A 15,228-nucleotide genomic window follows, 5' to 3' on the forward strand; every position below is an offset into this window, starting at 1 on the left:
ATTTTAAAAGTGTTAATGTAATTCTCTTTTTTACAGTTCTTTTGCAGTATACAATAACCCTTGTATACCTATAGAACAATGAAAGCATTGATTATAAATAGTACTAAGTCACAAAATATCTTTGATCAGATACAAACCTGTTTACAGGGTGAATTTAAAGGTGGCCGGGAAGAAAAGATCATAACTTTCAATAACGATATTGGTAAAGGTTCTTTAAGAACCTTAGATTTAAATTGGGGAATTTCTCTAATTGATTGTGATATTTATTTAAATGAGGACGTAAAAATGGTATTCGATACCGATGAGCTATCACCCATCGAATTCATTTTTATATCTAAAGGATATTTTGAATACAGTGAAAATGCCAACAATGCTTATAACAAGTTTGTGCAATTTCAAAATACCATTATCTCGCATAAAAGAAATACCAAAAAGACATTTCTTTTTCCAAAGAACGAGCATTTAAAAATCAATTTTATACGAATTGAGCGAAAAGAGTACCTACATAAAAAGAACAATAATATTTCTCAGTTAAACCAATTACTGGTTTCATTATTCAATGATAACGAAGGTAAAATTGCTTTTCAACATGGCGGCAGCTACAGTTTAAGAATTGCAGAGGAAATAAAATTGCTTAATAAAGTTGATATAGATAATGAGATGTTAAGGACCATGTATTTAGAAGGCAGGGTGTACCTTATTCTATCTCTACAACTATTAGAACACAAAAAATTCGAAGAAAACATGAACTTACCCGAAGCTATTTCTAAAGAGGATATTCTTAAAATTCATAAGCTGACCACATATATCATTGAAAACATCTCTGAGAATATATCTGTTTCAGCCTTAAGCGAAGAATCTGGTTTAAGCCCCAAAAAATTACAATTAGGTTTTAAAATTTTATACTCTAAAACTGTAAATGAATATGTAAGATCCTTAAAACTTGAAATTTCGAAGAATTATTTGAAAAATTCAGACCTTTCAGTTTCAGAAATAGTCTATGCCATTGGTATAAAAAGTAGAAGTTATTACTCCAAAATATTTTTTGAAGCCTACGACATACTGCCAACCGAGTATAGAAAGCATATTAAAAACAAAAACTCTTCTATACGTTAATTTTCAGGATACTCACATGAATTAAGCATACTATCGTACGATATGTCTTGGTTAAAAAGGCTCTTAGCTATTGGTCTTACAGTTAAATCTGTTTTATGAGGTGGCTGTAATAGTGCTTTTGCACGTTCTACCGGGGTATTGCCAGATAACCATTCATCTTTGTCCTCATAATCTATAATGCTTGGCATATAGTCAACCAAATTTTGATAGTTTATCACTTCATTTTCCAATGGTCCTGTCAATAATGAGCACGTTATAAAGCCATCTTCTAAAATAGTGTAGATACCTGCCAGGTAAATTAAATCGCCGTTTGTTCTACTAACATGGTAAGGGTAAATTTCACCATTTCTAAGTACCGATGTAAAGAAACCCGTTATCGGCACTATACATCGTCTGTTTAAGAAAGAATCATGATACCAAATATCCGTATCCATTTTATGAGTAGGTATGGTAAGGGTATTCGTCAGTTTCTGAAACAGCTCCCAATCATCATTAAAACTACTGGGCAATAGGCCCCAAATAGCCAAAGACACCGCATTTGGTTCATCCATGGTAACAATAGGTATGGAAACCTCGGTTAATCCACTGATAACGACTTGTGGGGTATATAGGTTGGGGTATTTGAACATAGCATTTACATGCAGCTCTATCTCCTTCATTTTTGCTGTATTCGAAATTTTAAAATACATATCAATCTTTTGCTTTAGTTGTAAAGTTCCCTTAATTATTAGGCTTCTCTTATTGCAGAAACAAAAAAAGATAACGCATTAAAAAACAAGATGGTACAGCACATAAATACTTAAGGCCACGACATAAAAAAAGAGGCTTTAAAAGCCTCTTTTAACAAGTATAGATAGTGTATATTATCGTACGTCTTCTAATATTTTAATATTGGCTAGACCGTTTTGTATCGCATCTTTTTGGCTTCTTAAAATTGTGGCCGTAGTAGATGGTAAAGAAGTATCTGATAATACATCTTCGTAATCATCAATAGCAGCTTTTTCTCCTCTTATAGCCTCTTCTAACATTGATTCTGCATTGTCTAATGAGAATAGTGCCTTAACATCCATCCAGGCTCTATGTGCTTTTCCGGTGAAACTATCACCTTTATCCACTTCTTGTCCAAAAGACATGATCTCGGTCTTTAACTCATGTCCAAAATCGTAACGTTGTTTCGACTTAGACTCAAAATATGACTTTAATTGAGGATTATCCGTATTGTCTGCAGCCTTTTTAAAGCCTTTTTCAGCGTCATACGTTTTTTCCAATAACTCATTTAATTTATTTCCTACTTCTTCAGTATATGTACTCATTTTCTATAGTTTTAAATTATGCAATCCATTATTTAGAGATGTTGATTACAATTACATCTTATAAAATTTATTTCTGTTCTTAAAATCTTGCAACTTTCTTTTCAACTCGTTCAAATCTTTAGCTTGGTCTCGATTAGAATACATCAACATATGATCTATGTCTATATCGCAAAACTCATCTATTTGATTTTTGTCCATATCATCAGCAGCTCTTTCATTTAAATATTCGTTTGCCACAAAACCTAAATAACCCAGACCTACCATAATGGCAATAGCTAAAACTAAATCTATCATAGTGTTGTTTTCTTATTAAATATATACGTGATCATTGGTTCTTTTTGTCCTTAAAAAAAGTAGCATTGACTCCTTTCGATTGCGTTAACAATCAGGTGTTTAGAGTTAAAAATAAAAGTGCTATTTCACACAATAATATCAAATAATACAGAAATTGCAGTATCAAATTTTAGTTCTCGTGTTTGTGCCCCTGAAAAGGTAATTTCCATCACTTGTTCTCCTATACTTTTGAAGTGATGGAAATGCACAAACAATAATTAATGGTCATGATAAGAAAAGGTACTACAGTAAAATGGTCTTGGGGAAACGGTACGGCAGAAGGTACTGTTGAAGAAACGTATACCTCAAAAACCACTAAAACCATAAAAGGCAACGAAGTAACCAGAAATGGTAGTGATGACGACAAAGCGCTATATATTAAACAAGAAGACGGTGATTTTGTTCTAAAAAGTGAAAGTGAGGTTGAACGTGCAGATTAATTGAAAACCATTAATAAATTATACGCTATTTCTTTTTTGACAAGTCTAGTAAAGGATTAAAATCGGATATCAATTTGATTAATGCCTTCTCTGCCGCTGTTTGGTATTCTGATGATGACTTATTCTCCAAACCTTTAAAAACCTCATCTAATTCACCTTTTTCATACGAACTGACCACAAATGGGTGTACATAATACTTTTTGCAAACATTTCTAGTATTACCGAGTGCTTTGGCAGTAGCATCATAGGCTTTTATAATATTCTTTTTTAGTTGGTTTTCGTCTTTGGTCGGCTCATTCTCCATTAATGATTCAAAGAATATAATTGTGCCAGACCAGGTTCTAAAATCTTTTGCCGTATACAGGTCTCCGCTGATCTCTTGTAAATATTCATTGACCATACCACTATCGATATTTGTTTTAACCCCATCTTCATCGTAAAACTGAAAAAGATTCCAGCCGGGTATTTCTTCGCACTGTAGTACTAACCTGCGTAATCGTCTATTATTTAGGGTGATGTTATGTTTCTTGCCCCGTTTACCCGTAAACTCAAATTTCAATTTATTCTTACTTACTTTTAAATGCTTGTTTCTAAGGGTAGACAAACCATATGTTTTGTTTTTCTTAGCGTACTGTTGATTTCCAATACGAATATGTGTTTCTTCCATTAATCGCACAATAAGAGCCAGAACTTTATTTTTTTGCCATCCGTTTAACTCTAAATCCTTATCGACCTGCTTGCGAATATTGGGTAATGCCTGCCCAAAATGATGCATTCTTAAGAACTTGGTACGGTTTCTAACCTTCAACCATAAATCATGATACCTATATTGAAGTCTGTGCTTTAGATCATAACCCACAGCCTGTAAATGTGCATTGGCTATGGATGCAATTTTTACTTCTTGCCAGGCTGGTGGAATCACCAATTGTTTAATTCTACTTAATTCAGATTTTTTACGAAGCGGTTTATTCTTAAGCAAGTACAAGAATTTATCCTTTTCCTTAATTCTTTGAATGGTCAATGCCTCTCTGTCTACATACTTTAAATGCATGTGTGCCGCTACATCGTGTGGCTCGCTAGCCAATAAGTCTGAATAATTCATTTTTTAGAATAGTGAAGTAATGACAATCAATTTTATGTTCATTCTTTTTAATATATTGTGAAACAAAAATAAACATAGCACTAATTAATAACGAGCCCAATAAAACTGTTTTGTAGCCTAAACCATTTTGTACTGGGCAACATCCATTTGTTGTGCTTCGCTCGATTGTGATAGCATTTTAGCGAAACGAGGTCTTTTTGAACCTATAAGTGATCTACCTTTCCAAAATATTTTTAGACTGTCGCTTATGAAAGGATCTCCCATGTTAATTTGTATACCAGATATTAGTGGCTTTACAGAATTTATGAGCGAAACAGATTTTGAGTTAAGTTCTAAAATTATTCCTGCCCTATTAAATCAGATTATTTACACCAATAAAATAGGATTAAAAGTTTCTGAAATTGAAGGTGATGCCGTGCTCTTTTTTAAAACCGGCAATATGCCATCATTACAAGAGCTCATTGAGCAATGCAGAACATTCTACACAGAATTCTATAAAGAACTCGACGCGCTTAGAGAAAAATATAAAAAGAATAAAGATGCCGCGTCTATACCCGAAATATTGGGACTCAAAATAATTCTACATTACGGTAAAGAAATAGCCCTTACAAAGGTTGGCAATAGCATAAAACTCTTTGGTGAAGACCTTATTATTGCCCATAAGCTTTTGAAAAATAAAGTAAGAATGAACGAGTATTTGCTTTTTACCGAAGGGTTAACCAACTATTACAAAGAAAATAATTTAGACGATCAGTTTGACTGGGGTTCGCTAAAACAAAACGCCACTGAATATGACCATGTTGGCAAAATAAATTACTCGTACATCAACCTTAAACCACTTGTAAAAGAATAGGTTACAGCCAACGTTAAAGTTCGTTAAAGTGTTCATCAATAAGTTTTCTGAGTTAAGTTTACCTAGCGAATAATGTTAAATTTGCAGTATAAACAATTAAACAAAATTTTATGAGCTACTTAGATATTAAGTCAAAAGATATTGAGCCAATTGTTGATGAATTGAACACGCTATTGGCAGATTATAATTTATACTATCAAAATTTAAGAGGGTATCACTGGAATGTTTCCGGTAAGAACTTTTTTGACCTTCACATTAAATTTGAAGAACTATATACAGATGCTAGAATCAAAATAGATGAAATCGCTGAGCGTATCTTAACTTTAAGACACAACCCAACTAGCGAGTTTTCTAAATATTTTGAAATGTCTTCCATTAAAGAAACTCCTTCTCTAATTTCCGACACCAAAATGGTGAAAAACATTCTGGATCAACACGAAACGTTACTTAAACAAATGAGCAAGGTCGTTAAGGTAGCAGAAGCTGGTGGAGATGAAGGAACCATTGATATGATCGGTGGCTATATTGGCGAAATCGAAAAAGTAAGTTGGATGTTGGATGCCTGGACAAAGGAATAACACTTATCTAACTCACAGATATAAAAAAGCACCTCATTTCCATGAGGTGCTTTTTTATTTTATTCAACTGCTTAAAAGTTAAATGCTATTTGACCACTTTACGTACTAAATAGAGCATTCCGAATTTTTTGGCAGCAGAGATTGCTGTAGAGACCCAATTATACGGACTCAAATCTTGCTTTACATCATTCTTTATGCCTTTTAGCTCTTCTAAAGCAATTTCACGCTCTAATTTTAAGCGTTTTAAATGAAACTCTACTTCCTCAAAATTTTTATACATATCTCTATTTAATTAAAGAATTTTACCGAAAGCTTTTTAACCAATAGATTATCGATTTTGCTTCTAAATAAATATGCTAAAATCAATAATACAACAAAGAAAGCACCGGCAATTAGACAAGCGCCCACCATGCTATCGATTATTTTAGCTATGTAAACAACACCGGCAACCGTAATAAATACAAGTGCCATAAAACCAAGACCACCGAATACCGCTGTTTTTAACAGCATACCAGTGGTCATCGTTAACTGCTGAAACACTTTTAGCCTGTAGTACTCTTGGGTTTTTTTATAATAAACCTCTCCTACATCAATAGCCTTGTTAGACGTTTCGTTAAGTGAATCAATTACTCCCATTTATACTGTTTTCTGCAGTTTCTTATTTTTTGTTTTCAACTCTGCTAATTTTTTCTCCAAGGTTGAAATTACATCTTCGGTTTTGTAGCTAATATCAGAAACCAACGATTCTACTCTTGTATCCAATGTTTCTCTTTCGTCAGACATTTTAGATACTACTCTGTTTTTTAGATCTACCGCACTTTCAGTAAAATTATCTCTGGTCGATGCTGCTTGATCTGCAATTAATTTTCTTGTATTCTCACCTTTATCCGGTGCATAAAGAATCCCTAAGGCTGCACCAATGGCAGAACCCGCAATAATTGCTAATAATGTATTTCCACTATTGTTCATATTTCAAATTTTAGATTAAACGTTTTTATTATTAGACGATAATAGTTTTACCATCATCTTCTACAAAGTTCACTAATAACTAAACAATTACTTAACTCAAAACCTTATAATATTGACCTTAACAATAGCTAACTTAAAGGGTTAAGAATAATGTGATACGAATTAACATGCCCATTGGGTTAGACCTAAATTTGCAATTATGAAAGATTATCAATCAATGAATCCGTACAACGGTGAAATTCTAGAGAACTATACATTAGACTCTTCATCCGCTATACATAACAAATTACAAAAGGCATTAAAAATTGAGGCTTCATGGTCCACTCTGGAAATTGAAGTTAGGTGCCAGCTATTGACCAAGGTAGCAGAGTTGCTTATTGACCGTAAGGAAGAATATGCAACACTGATGACAAAAGAAATGGGAAAACCTATATCACAAGGTATTGCCGAAATTGAAAAATGTGCCTGGGTATGCGATTTTTACGCATTGAACGCTGAAGATTTATTGGCAGATGAAATTATTGATACAGATGCCGATGAAAGTTTTATTAGCCACGACCCCTTAGGATGTGTTTTGGCGGTTATGCCTTGGAACTACCCTTTTTGGCAAGTACTTAGGTTTGCAGCACCTACCTTAACTGCCGGTAATACCGCAATATTAAAACATGCAAAAAATGTAACCGGTTGTTCGATGGCTATTGAACAATTGTTTTTAGATGCAGGATATCCTGAAGGATGTTTTCAACACATAAAAGCAGGTCACGAAGAAATTGAAAAGCTAATTGCCGATGACGGTATTAAAGCGGTAACCCTAACCGGAAGTGAAAAAGCAGGAAAATCAATTGCAGCTACCGCGGGGTCGAACCTTAAAAAGTCGGTTTTGGAACTTGGCGGCAACAATGCATGTATTGTGTGGGAAGATGCCGATTTAGATCAGTATATCTCCACCATAGCTACTGCCCGTATGCAAAATACAGGTCAAAGCTGTATTGCTGCAAAGAGATTTATTGTTTGCGCCGATATATATGATGCATTTTTAGAAAAATTTACCAATCAAGTAACCTCCTTTAAAGTAGGTGACCCTATTAAAGAAGACACTTTTATAGGTGTCATGGCACAAGAAGATTTAGCGGAAGAACTACAAAAACAAGTACAAGATTCCATAGACCTAGGTGCAAAAGTTATTCTGGGCAATGAGAGAAATGGCGCCTATTATTCCCCTACCATTCTAACGAATGTTACCGAAGACATGCCTGTTTTTAAAGAGGAGACATTTGGTCCTGTAGCAGCAATAATAAAAGTCGAAAATAGAGAAGAAGCTATAAAAGTAGCCACCAATTCTAGATTCGGACTCGGTAGTATGCTTTTTACCCAAGATGTAGATAATGCCATGAACATGATATCGGATATACCAGATGGAGCATTCTTTATCAACGACATGGTGAAATCTGACCCAAGATTACCGTTTGGGGGAACCAAAGCATCAGGCTATGGTAGAGAACTTTCTAGAGAGGGCATATTGGAATTCGTTAATAAAAAAACAGTATACATTAAAAAATAAATAACATGAAACAGAATACACAGGAAACAAAATTTGTTAAGGAACCCGAAGAAGAAACAAGGGAATTCATTATTCAGAAAAACAAAAAAACAAAATTAGGTATCACTATCCTTATTGCATTTTTGGTAATTCTGATTATCGGTATCATAGTATCAAACGTGTTCTTTACCAATTAATAAGCGCGTTACTCGCCAAGTATTAACTTAAACATTTATATGACCAACCCACTCTGCCAACAATGGGCAAACTTCTTTTCAGCAAGGTCCCTTAGCGTTCTAATTACTTTGTTGTTCATTTCCTCTTGTGCCACACATAAGGAACAAAGTATCGTAAATAGTGATAATAATATCGCTAACGATGAGATAACCCATACCTTCTACATAGCCGGTGGTTTGGGCAATGCATCATCAGTTCCAAACAATGCGCTTTTACAGCGCTTTAAAAAAGAACTTGATTATGCTACAGATAACAGCACATTAGTTTTTACAGGTGACAATATATCTCCCGATACCGAAAATTGGTTGGTTGACAGCCTCTTTATACAGCAACACCTAGTTCTTTCTTCGAATTTTAAAGGGGAAACTATTTTTTTGCCCGGTAATAATGAGTGGAAAAGTTATCAGTTAGATAAAATCGAAAAAGTAGAGAATTCCCTTAAAAAGGTTGAAAGACCAAATAGTGCAGTGCTTCCTAATAATGGTTGCCCCATTGAACACAGAGTAATCAACGACGATCTTGATCTTATTCTAATTGACTCGAAATGGTTTGTATCCAACTGGTCTAGAGTCGAAGATATCAATAGAAAATGCTCTGATATTATTACTCGTAGACGGTTTATGGAAGAGCTAGAAGGCTACATTGGTGACGGTCAAGGAAAGAACATTGTTATTGCCATGCATCATCCGGTTTTTACCAATGGTACTTATGCCGGTAAAACTACCATTAAAGACCACACTGTACTGCCGTTGGTAGGCACCATTAAAAATGCCGTGATGGACCTGGGTGCTTTTAATCCTGAGCATGTAAATTCAAGAAGATATAACTACCTGCGTATTGCGGTTAGTGCTTTGGCACAGGCTAATGACAGAATTACATTGATTTCCGGTCATGAAGAAAGTCTTCAATTATTAGAGGGTGGTGGTATTCATCAAATAGTAAGTGGTTCCCTTGGAAAAAAAACGGCAGCAAAATTAACTTCAGGTAGAATTACCGCAATTGGTGGCTCCATTGATTATCATGGGGAGTATGTATTCGGAGAGCGTGGCTTCGCGAGGTTAGACTATTTTAAGGACGGCAGCTCTAAAGTGACTTTTGTTTCCGAGAACGACCTTTCCTCTAGTAAAACCTTTGAAGTACTTGAGAAAAAAGAAGCTAAAAAAGAGTTTGATCAATTTACGGTGAACAGTAAGGAAATTGAACAAACCAACATTTTAGAAGATCCAAAAGATTACAATAAAAGCGGATTTTATAAATTTTTGTGGGGTGAGCGCTACCGCAAATACTTCGGTCAACCCGTCGATGCTCCCATAGTACAATTAGATACCCTATACGGTGGTCTTTCGGTAGTAAAAGAAGGTGGTGGGCATCAATCTTTCTCTTTGCGACTAGAAGATGAAAATGGTAAGCAATACGCCATGCGATCGTTAAAGAAAAGCGCGCTAAAATTCTTGAAATTTAAACTGCCGGGTATTTCATACAACACGCAAGATTATCAAGATACTTGGGCAGAAAAAGCAATTTCAGATTTCTTTACTACCGCTCATCCTTACATGCAATTGGTCATTAATCCCTTGGCTAGATCGGTAAATATAAACCATTCTGACACCGATTTGTTTTATGTTCCTAAGCAAGACAGTTTAAAGCAATACAATGAAAATTATGGTGATGAATTATATTATATAGAACGAAGACCGTCTGAAGAACAAGCGCATTATAAAGGATATCGAAGAACTATCAACCAAACATCGGGCGAGGTTACAGATTATGAGAGTACTACCGATATGCTTGAGAAAATAAAGAGTGATGAATCTTATTGGGTAGATGAAAGAAGCTTTATAAGAGCCCGTATTTTTGATATGTTGATCGGCGATTGGGACCGTCACCAAGATCAGTGGAGATGGATTGAGTATGAGAGTCCCGATGGTGAAAAAGAATTTATGCCCGTACCAAGAGATCGGGATAATGCCTTCCCTAGATTTGACGGCAAAGTTATTCCGTTTGTACAATGGTTTGTTCCGGGAACAAGAAATTGGGAATCATATGATGAAGATGTTGACAATGTTAAATGGTTCAACCTATCGGGTAGAGGTTTAGATAGAACTTTGACCACTGCCTACGGGCCAGATGTATGGGTAGAGGAAGCCAAGGCAATTCAAAAAGGGATGACCGCAGAAGTCATAGAAAATGCCTTCAAACGATTACCCCTTGCAGTACAAGACGAAACCGCTGAATACATTAAAGAGAGTTTAAAACAACGTTTGGTATCATTACCGGAAACCGCTAAAGATTATGCAACCTACCTCAATAAAATTGTTGCGGTCATTGGCACAGAAAAAGATGATATTTTCACTATGACCCGTTTAAAGAACGGAGATACAAAAGTGGAGGTAAAACGTATTTTTACAGATAAAAAGAACGAACTCATTTATTCAAGAACATTCAATGACAGCCTAACAAAAGAGGTATGGATATATGGTTTGGGAGATGATGATAAATTTGTAGTTGATGGTGAAGAAAGCCCCAAAACCAAATTAAGGATTATTGGCGGATATGGTGATGATGCCTATACTATAAACAATAAGAAAAAAGTAAAGCTTTATGACTGGGAGCATGAGAAGATCGTTATCGATGACCTTAAACCAAAAACCCTATTAACGGATAATTATAAGACCAATACCTTTCATTTTAGATATTTTGAGCCCAATACGAATGTTCTCGTGCCATCGGTAGGGTTTAGAACAGATGATGGTTTTTTCTTAGGAGCTTCTAACACATATACTCAAAAAGGCATTGATGGCAATTCCTTTAGACAGCAACATAAAATCAGTGCCAATTTTTATTTTAAATTCAAGGCAGCCGAGCTTTCTTACTCCGGTATTTACGGTAGTGTTTTTCCTGGGTGGAATTTTGAAACCGATGCGTACTTCGCCAATGATCGGTACGTAAAAAACTTCTTTGGCTTTGGTAATGAAACTATAAACAATGAAGATGCCCTGGATCGAGATTATTACAGGGGCAGAATAAGAATGTTTAAGGCTAGTGCCGGTTTAGCGTACTATAGCCTGCGTATAAAAGGTCTGTTCGAGTCGTTTAAAGTTGACGATAACCTTGATCGTTTATTCAATAGCAGTAATTTGGATGAAGAAATTTTTGAGACCCAAAATTATGGGGGAGTAGAGTTGACCGGGGAATATGATCGTGATGATGCCGGAGATTTTCCTTCTAAGGCTATTTACTTCGGATTTTCGGCAGGCTATAAAATGAACATAAATAATAATGCGAATAAATTTGGATATGCTTCTTTAAAAGTCGGATTTGACCATAAATTAGAACACACGGGAAGCCTTGTGTATAGTACAACGGCAGAATACAAAGGGCTGTTTGACTACAACGATGTCTATTTTTATCATACACCTTCAATTGGTGGCGGTAATGGCTTAAGGGGGTTTAGGGATGAACGTTTTACCGGAAAGTCCTATTTCTACCAATCTTCTGATCTAAAACTTAAGCTTAAACGTTACGTAACCGCTGTGTCTCCCGTAACCATTGGTATGTACGGTGGGTTCGATTATGGTAGGGTATGGATGCCCAGTGAAAATTCTAACGTTTGGCACACTTCCCAAGGTGGTGGTTTCTGGATCAGCAGTTTAAAAGCGCTATCATTTAATATTGGATATTTCAATTCTAAGGAAAGTAACCTTATTCAAGTGGGTTTCGGACTATCTATTTAACATAAGCGGATAATTTTTGTACTTTTCAAACCTATTACCTATTCAATAAACTGATGTCTACCATAGTCAACAAAGCCGAAGTATTTGCCACTGATCTATTAACCGGCAATATTGACCCAAGATTTTTATATCATAATCTTAGGCATACCCAGCGTGTTGTAGAAAGTACGAAAGAGTTGATCGAAGGTGAAAACATTTCAGATAAAGAAAGCGAATTACTTATAGTTGCCGCTTGGTTTCATGACCTGGGCTATACAAAATCATACAATGATCATGAAGAGCATAGCTGCCATTTAGCAAAAGACTTTTTAAAAGAACAGCACCTGCCTAGTTCTTTTTCAGAGAATGTATGCCAACTCATAATGGCCACCAAAAGAAACTATGAGCCAGAGAATGAATTGGAGAAAATTATACGCGATGCAGATTCATCGCATTTTCATATTAAAAACTTCATAGCCACCACAGAGCTATTGCGAGAAGAGCTCTCGCTTATCGATAAGCAAAGTAACCCCTCTGCAGATTGGCGTGAAGAAAATATTCAATTATTACGCACCAAACATCGCTTTTATACAGATTACGCCATTCAAAACTGGCAAAAGGGAAAAGACAAAAATATTAAGAGGCTCATAAAGGCAAGAAAGAAGTATAAAGAGCTGGTTAAAAAAGAAAGTTTAAAAGCTAAATTTAAAGGAGAATTACCAGACAGAGGTATACAAACATTGTACAGGGTAACCCTTCAAAATCATTTAAAATTAAGTGATATTGCCGATACCAAAGCCAATATTCTACTTTCTGTAAATGCCATAATCATATCTATGGCTCTTGCTAATCTAGTTCCTAAATTGGACAACCCAACCAACGATTATTTATTTTACCCGACATTTTTGTTCATCATATTCAGTGTAGTTTCTATGGTAATGTCAATTATTGCCACAAAGCCCAATGTAACTACCGGGCAGTTTACAGAAGAAGAAGTTACCACTAAAAAAGTCAATTTATTGTTCTTTGGTAATTTTCATAAAATGAAGCTAGAACAGTATAACTGGGCAATGAAAGAACTTATAAAAGACAAGGATTACATTTATAGTTCTTTAACCAAAGACTTATATTTTCTAGGAGTAGTTTTAGAAAGAAAGTATAGAATTCTAAGATGGACCTATACCATTTTTATGACAGGTATGATTATATCGGTAATCGTATTTGGTATTGCATTAAAATTCTACGGACCGGAAAGGGTGCTTGAGCTTCCCGTAATGCAACCATAGCAGAAGTTGGCAAGGTTGAATAAGGTATTTACTCAATATAAAACTATATATCAAATGCCATAAAAAGTACACAAAGTAATATACCTATAACGGCAACGACAATAGTGAACTTTAGTGCTTTGGCCAATACTGGTTCTTTTCGGTTTTCATTTACGTTTACCCTGGTCATGAGTGTTGGTTTATTTAGTACTGCCACAAAATTATGGAAAGACATTTTTAAGTTTTAACTCCAAAAACCATTTTATTGCCTCCATTAATATACACTAACTAATTGACAGTAGGGTAAATACAAGGTTAACATTACTATCCCAATTGTATCATCGTTTCTTTAAATTTAGATTTAGGGGCAGAACAGACCGGGCACTCATATTGTTCATCTATATCTTGAAATTTTGTTCCGGCAGCAATGTGTAAATCTTCATCACCATAAGACTCATCGTAAACCGTAAAACAATCTTGACATTGAAATAGTCGTTGTTTCGTCTCCACTACTTCAATATTATTTGCTTTTTCAATATCCTCTACGCGACCTAATTGATCAAAATACATTTTACTCAACTCCATCAACAGTCCTGGCAGCTCTATTTTATCAATATCTTGAGCGTAGGTAATATACTTTTGGCTATTGGGGTCAAAATGTTCAAAATGTAGAACGTTGTAGGTAGGGCGAACTTCAAATTCTTTCACAATGGTGGGCAAACTATTTTTTTCAATAATCACCGAGGCAAAGTGAGAACGTTTACCCACTTCATTGCTAATACCAAAAGTAAGACCATAGGTGCTTATATCATTTTGATCGAAACTACGCACCAAATATTTTTTTAGCTCCAGGGCTTCTCCATCATCAATGGGTACATGCCAGTTCATCTCTAACTGCGAGTGCCTAACATTAATTCCTCTTTTGCCCAAAAATCTTTCCAGCTCTGGCCTACTAGATTTTTTTATGCCTTTTACCACAAATGATTTCCAAGGTGTAATACAGATTTTACCAATACTGTTATCCAGGCAAAAACCACAGAACTCCTTAAGAAATGACAGGTCATATTTATTATTTCTCCAATAAAGCCCCAACCAATACAGGTCTGACCCTAAACGGTTCATGCCTTCGTAGTAGGGGAAAGTTTGAAAAGGAACCTTTAATTCCTTCTCCATGGTCTTATTGTTCGTTTCTAAATTTTTGTTCATGATAAAGAACAATTCATCAATATCTGAAATGTCTTCATGTATTTCCTCTATCTGTTTTGATATGGAATTTATATCCCAACTATAAATAAGAACCGGATAAAATGCAGATGATTTCCAGTGTGGTAGTTTTATATTTAAATACCAATAATCTTCTTGATCTGAGGCTATAAAGTTAAGATTGCCACTAAAAATGGGCACTAATCGCTGTTTTGGATCGGTAACATTGATTTTTAGTTTTGGTAAAAAATCAAAGCCTTCTAAAATATATAAATACGTAGAACCTTTTAACCAATGTGTCATGTCAAAAATATCTGCCGATACATATGAGCTAACTATATTCTGATAAGATCTATTGGCAATAATATCGGTATTGAATTTTGATATGCTTTCCAGTTGTTCTTCTTTAGCATCTTTCAGCGGAAACAAAATATCTTGCCTTGAACCAAAATTTACACTTTTAAGTCCGGCAGACTCCAACATGGCAATTATATCTTTCAATTCCCCAGGCGAGGTTACGCCGCCTTTTATCAATATTCTATGAAGATCATCGTTCATATCTATTA

17 protein-coding genes are annotated in these 15,228 nt (G+C 35.1%); 8 read left to right on the top strand and 9 right to left on the bottom strand.

Features of this window, described 5'->3' with window-relative positions:
- The first annotated feature begins 78 nt into the window (after positions 1 to 78).
- The gene (locus tag EXIGUO8A_RS06830; protein WP_236564449.1) at positions 79 to 1,116 is read left to right on the top strand and encodes a helix-turn-helix domain-containing protein; all 1,038 of its coding nucleotides are present in this window, start codon (positions 79 to 81) and stop codon (positions 1,114 to 1,116) included.
- Here EXIGUO8A_RS06830 and EXIGUO8A_RS06835 read toward each other — a convergent pair.
- The 3 genes from EXIGUO8A_RS06835 to EXIGUO8A_RS06845 form a co-directional block, all read right to left on the bottom strand.
- The gene (locus EXIGUO8A_RS06835; RefSeq protein WP_159302518.1) at positions 1,113 to 1,775 is read right to left on the bottom strand and encodes an SOS response-associated peptidase family protein; all 663 of its coding nucleotides are present in this window, start codon (positions 1,773 to 1,775) and stop codon (positions 1,113 to 1,115) included. The two genes, EXIGUO8A_RS06830 and EXIGUO8A_RS06835, sit on opposite strands and share 4 nt — an antisense overlap.
- Positions 1,776 to 1,979: 204 nt before the next feature.
- Entirely contained in the window at positions 1,980 to 2,429 is a 450-nt protein-coding gene (locus tag EXIGUO8A_RS06840) for a ferritin-like domain-containing protein (protein WP_116771502.1), read from the bottom strand.
- 51 nt (positions 2,430 to 2,480) lie between these two features.
- A complete protein-coding gene (locus EXIGUO8A_RS06845) occupies positions 2,481 to 2,723 on the bottom strand; it encodes a hypothetical protein (RefSeq protein ID WP_159302519.1) in 243 nt (80 codons plus the stop codon).
- 266 nt (positions 2,724 to 2,989) lie between these two features.
- On the opposite strand from EXIGUO8A_RS06845, the gene EXIGUO8A_RS06850 reads away from it, so the two are divergent.
- Positions 2,990 to 3,202: a hypervirulence associated TUDOR domain-containing protein gene (locus EXIGUO8A_RS06850; RefSeq protein ID WP_116771504.1), complete on the top strand. Its 213-nt coding sequence runs from the start codon at positions 2,990 to 2,992 to the stop codon at positions 3,200 to 3,202.
- A 25-nt stretch (positions 3,203 to 3,227) separates the two neighbouring features.
- Here the strand turns inward: EXIGUO8A_RS06850 and EXIGUO8A_RS06855 are convergent, their stop codons facing one another.
- The gene (locus EXIGUO8A_RS06855; RefSeq protein ID WP_159302520.1) at positions 3,228 to 4,304 is read right to left on the bottom strand and encodes a DNA topoisomerase IB; all 1,077 of its coding nucleotides are present in this window, start codon (positions 4,302 to 4,304) and stop codon (positions 3,228 to 3,230) included.
- Positions 4,305 to 4,551: 247 nt separating this feature from the next.
- On the opposite strand from EXIGUO8A_RS06855, the gene EXIGUO8A_RS06860 reads away from it, so the two are divergent.
- Both EXIGUO8A_RS06860 and EXIGUO8A_RS06865 read left to right on the top strand, forming a co-directional pair.
- Entirely contained in the window at positions 4,552 to 5,157 is a 606-nt protein-coding gene (locus tag EXIGUO8A_RS06860) for a DUF2652 domain-containing protein (RefSeq protein ID WP_116771506.1), read from the top strand.
- Between the two features lie 110 nt (positions 5,158 to 5,267).
- Positions 5,268 to 5,735, top strand: coding sequence for a Dps family protein (locus EXIGUO8A_RS06865; RefSeq protein ID WP_116771507.1), 468 nt, complete (start codon positions 5,268 to 5,270; stop codon positions 5,733 to 5,735).
- 85 nt (positions 5,736 to 5,820) lie between these two features.
- Here the strand turns inward: EXIGUO8A_RS06865 and EXIGUO8A_RS06870 are convergent, their stop codons facing one another.
- Genes EXIGUO8A_RS06870 through EXIGUO8A_RS06880 form a run of 3 tightly spaced genes read right to left on the bottom strand, consistent with a single transcriptional unit; the run spans position 5,821 to position 6,704 of the window.
- Positions 5,821 to 6,015 carry a hypothetical protein gene (locus EXIGUO8A_RS06870; protein ID WP_036150676.1) on the bottom strand — a complete coding sequence of 65 codons (195 nt, stop codon included), beginning with the start codon at positions 6,013 to 6,015 and terminating at the stop codon, positions 5,821 to 5,823.
- Positions 6,016 to 6,023: 8 nt separating this feature from the next.
- Complete coding sequence (locus EXIGUO8A_RS06875) at positions 6,024 to 6,371, bottom strand: hypothetical protein (protein WP_116771508.1); 348 nt, start codon at positions 6,369 to 6,371, stop codon at positions 6,024 to 6,026.
- On the bottom strand, positions 6,372 to 6,704 hold the full coding sequence (locus EXIGUO8A_RS06880) for a YtxH domain-containing protein (RefSeq protein WP_116771509.1): 333 nt from the start codon (positions 6,702 to 6,704) through the stop codon (positions 6,372 to 6,374).
- A 199-nt stretch (positions 6,705 to 6,903) separates the two neighbouring features.
- Between EXIGUO8A_RS06880 and EXIGUO8A_RS06885 the strand changes: the two genes are divergently transcribed.
- From EXIGUO8A_RS06885 to EXIGUO8A_RS06900, 4 genes are read left to right on the top strand one after another with little or no spacing between them, the layout of a single operon-like run.
- Positions 6,904 to 8,265: an NAD-dependent succinate-semialdehyde dehydrogenase gene (locus tag EXIGUO8A_RS06885; protein ID WP_159302521.1), complete on the top strand. Its 1,362-nt coding sequence runs from the start codon at positions 6,904 to 6,906 to the stop codon at positions 8,263 to 8,265.
- Positions 8,266 to 8,270: 5 nt separating this feature from the next.
- On the top strand, positions 8,271 to 8,441 hold the full coding sequence (locus tag EXIGUO8A_RS06890) for a hypothetical protein (RefSeq protein ID WP_159302522.1): 171 nt from the start codon (positions 8,271 to 8,273) through the stop codon (positions 8,439 to 8,441).
- Positions 8,442 to 8,480: 39 nt separating this feature from the next.
- Positions 8,481 to 12,215 carry a BamA/TamA family outer membrane protein gene (locus tag EXIGUO8A_RS06895; protein ID WP_159302523.1) on the top strand — a complete coding sequence of 1,245 codons (3,735 nt, stop codon included), beginning with the start codon at positions 8,481 to 8,483 and terminating at the stop codon, positions 12,213 to 12,215.
- Positions 12,216 to 12,268: 53 nt separating this feature from the next.
- The gene (locus EXIGUO8A_RS06900; RefSeq protein ID WP_159302524.1) at positions 12,269 to 13,480 is read left to right on the top strand and encodes a Pycsar system effector family protein; all 1,212 of its coding nucleotides are present in this window, start codon (positions 12,269 to 12,271) and stop codon (positions 13,478 to 13,480) included.
- A gap of 43 nt (positions 13,481 to 13,523) precedes the next feature.
- Here the strand turns inward: EXIGUO8A_RS06900 and EXIGUO8A_RS18830 are convergent, their stop codons facing one another.
- Both EXIGUO8A_RS18830 and EXIGUO8A_RS06905 read right to left on the bottom strand, forming a co-directional pair.
- On the bottom strand, positions 13,524 to 13,649 hold the full coding sequence (locus EXIGUO8A_RS18830; protein ID WP_262885555.1) for a hypothetical protein: 126 nt from the start codon (positions 13,647 to 13,649) through the stop codon (positions 13,524 to 13,526).
- A 134-nt stretch (positions 13,650 to 13,783) separates the two neighbouring features.
- Positions 13,784 to 15,220, bottom strand: coding sequence for a rubredoxin (locus EXIGUO8A_RS06905; protein WP_159302525.1), 1,437 nt, complete (start codon positions 15,218 to 15,220; stop codon positions 13,784 to 13,786).
- Positions 15,221 to 15,228 lie beyond the last annotated feature (8 nt).

Source organism: Maribacter litoralis (genome assembly GCF_902506355.1).
GTDB classification, from domain to species: domain Bacteria; phylum Bacteroidota; class Bacteroidia; order Flavobacteriales; family Flavobacteriaceae; genus Maribacter; species Maribacter litoralis.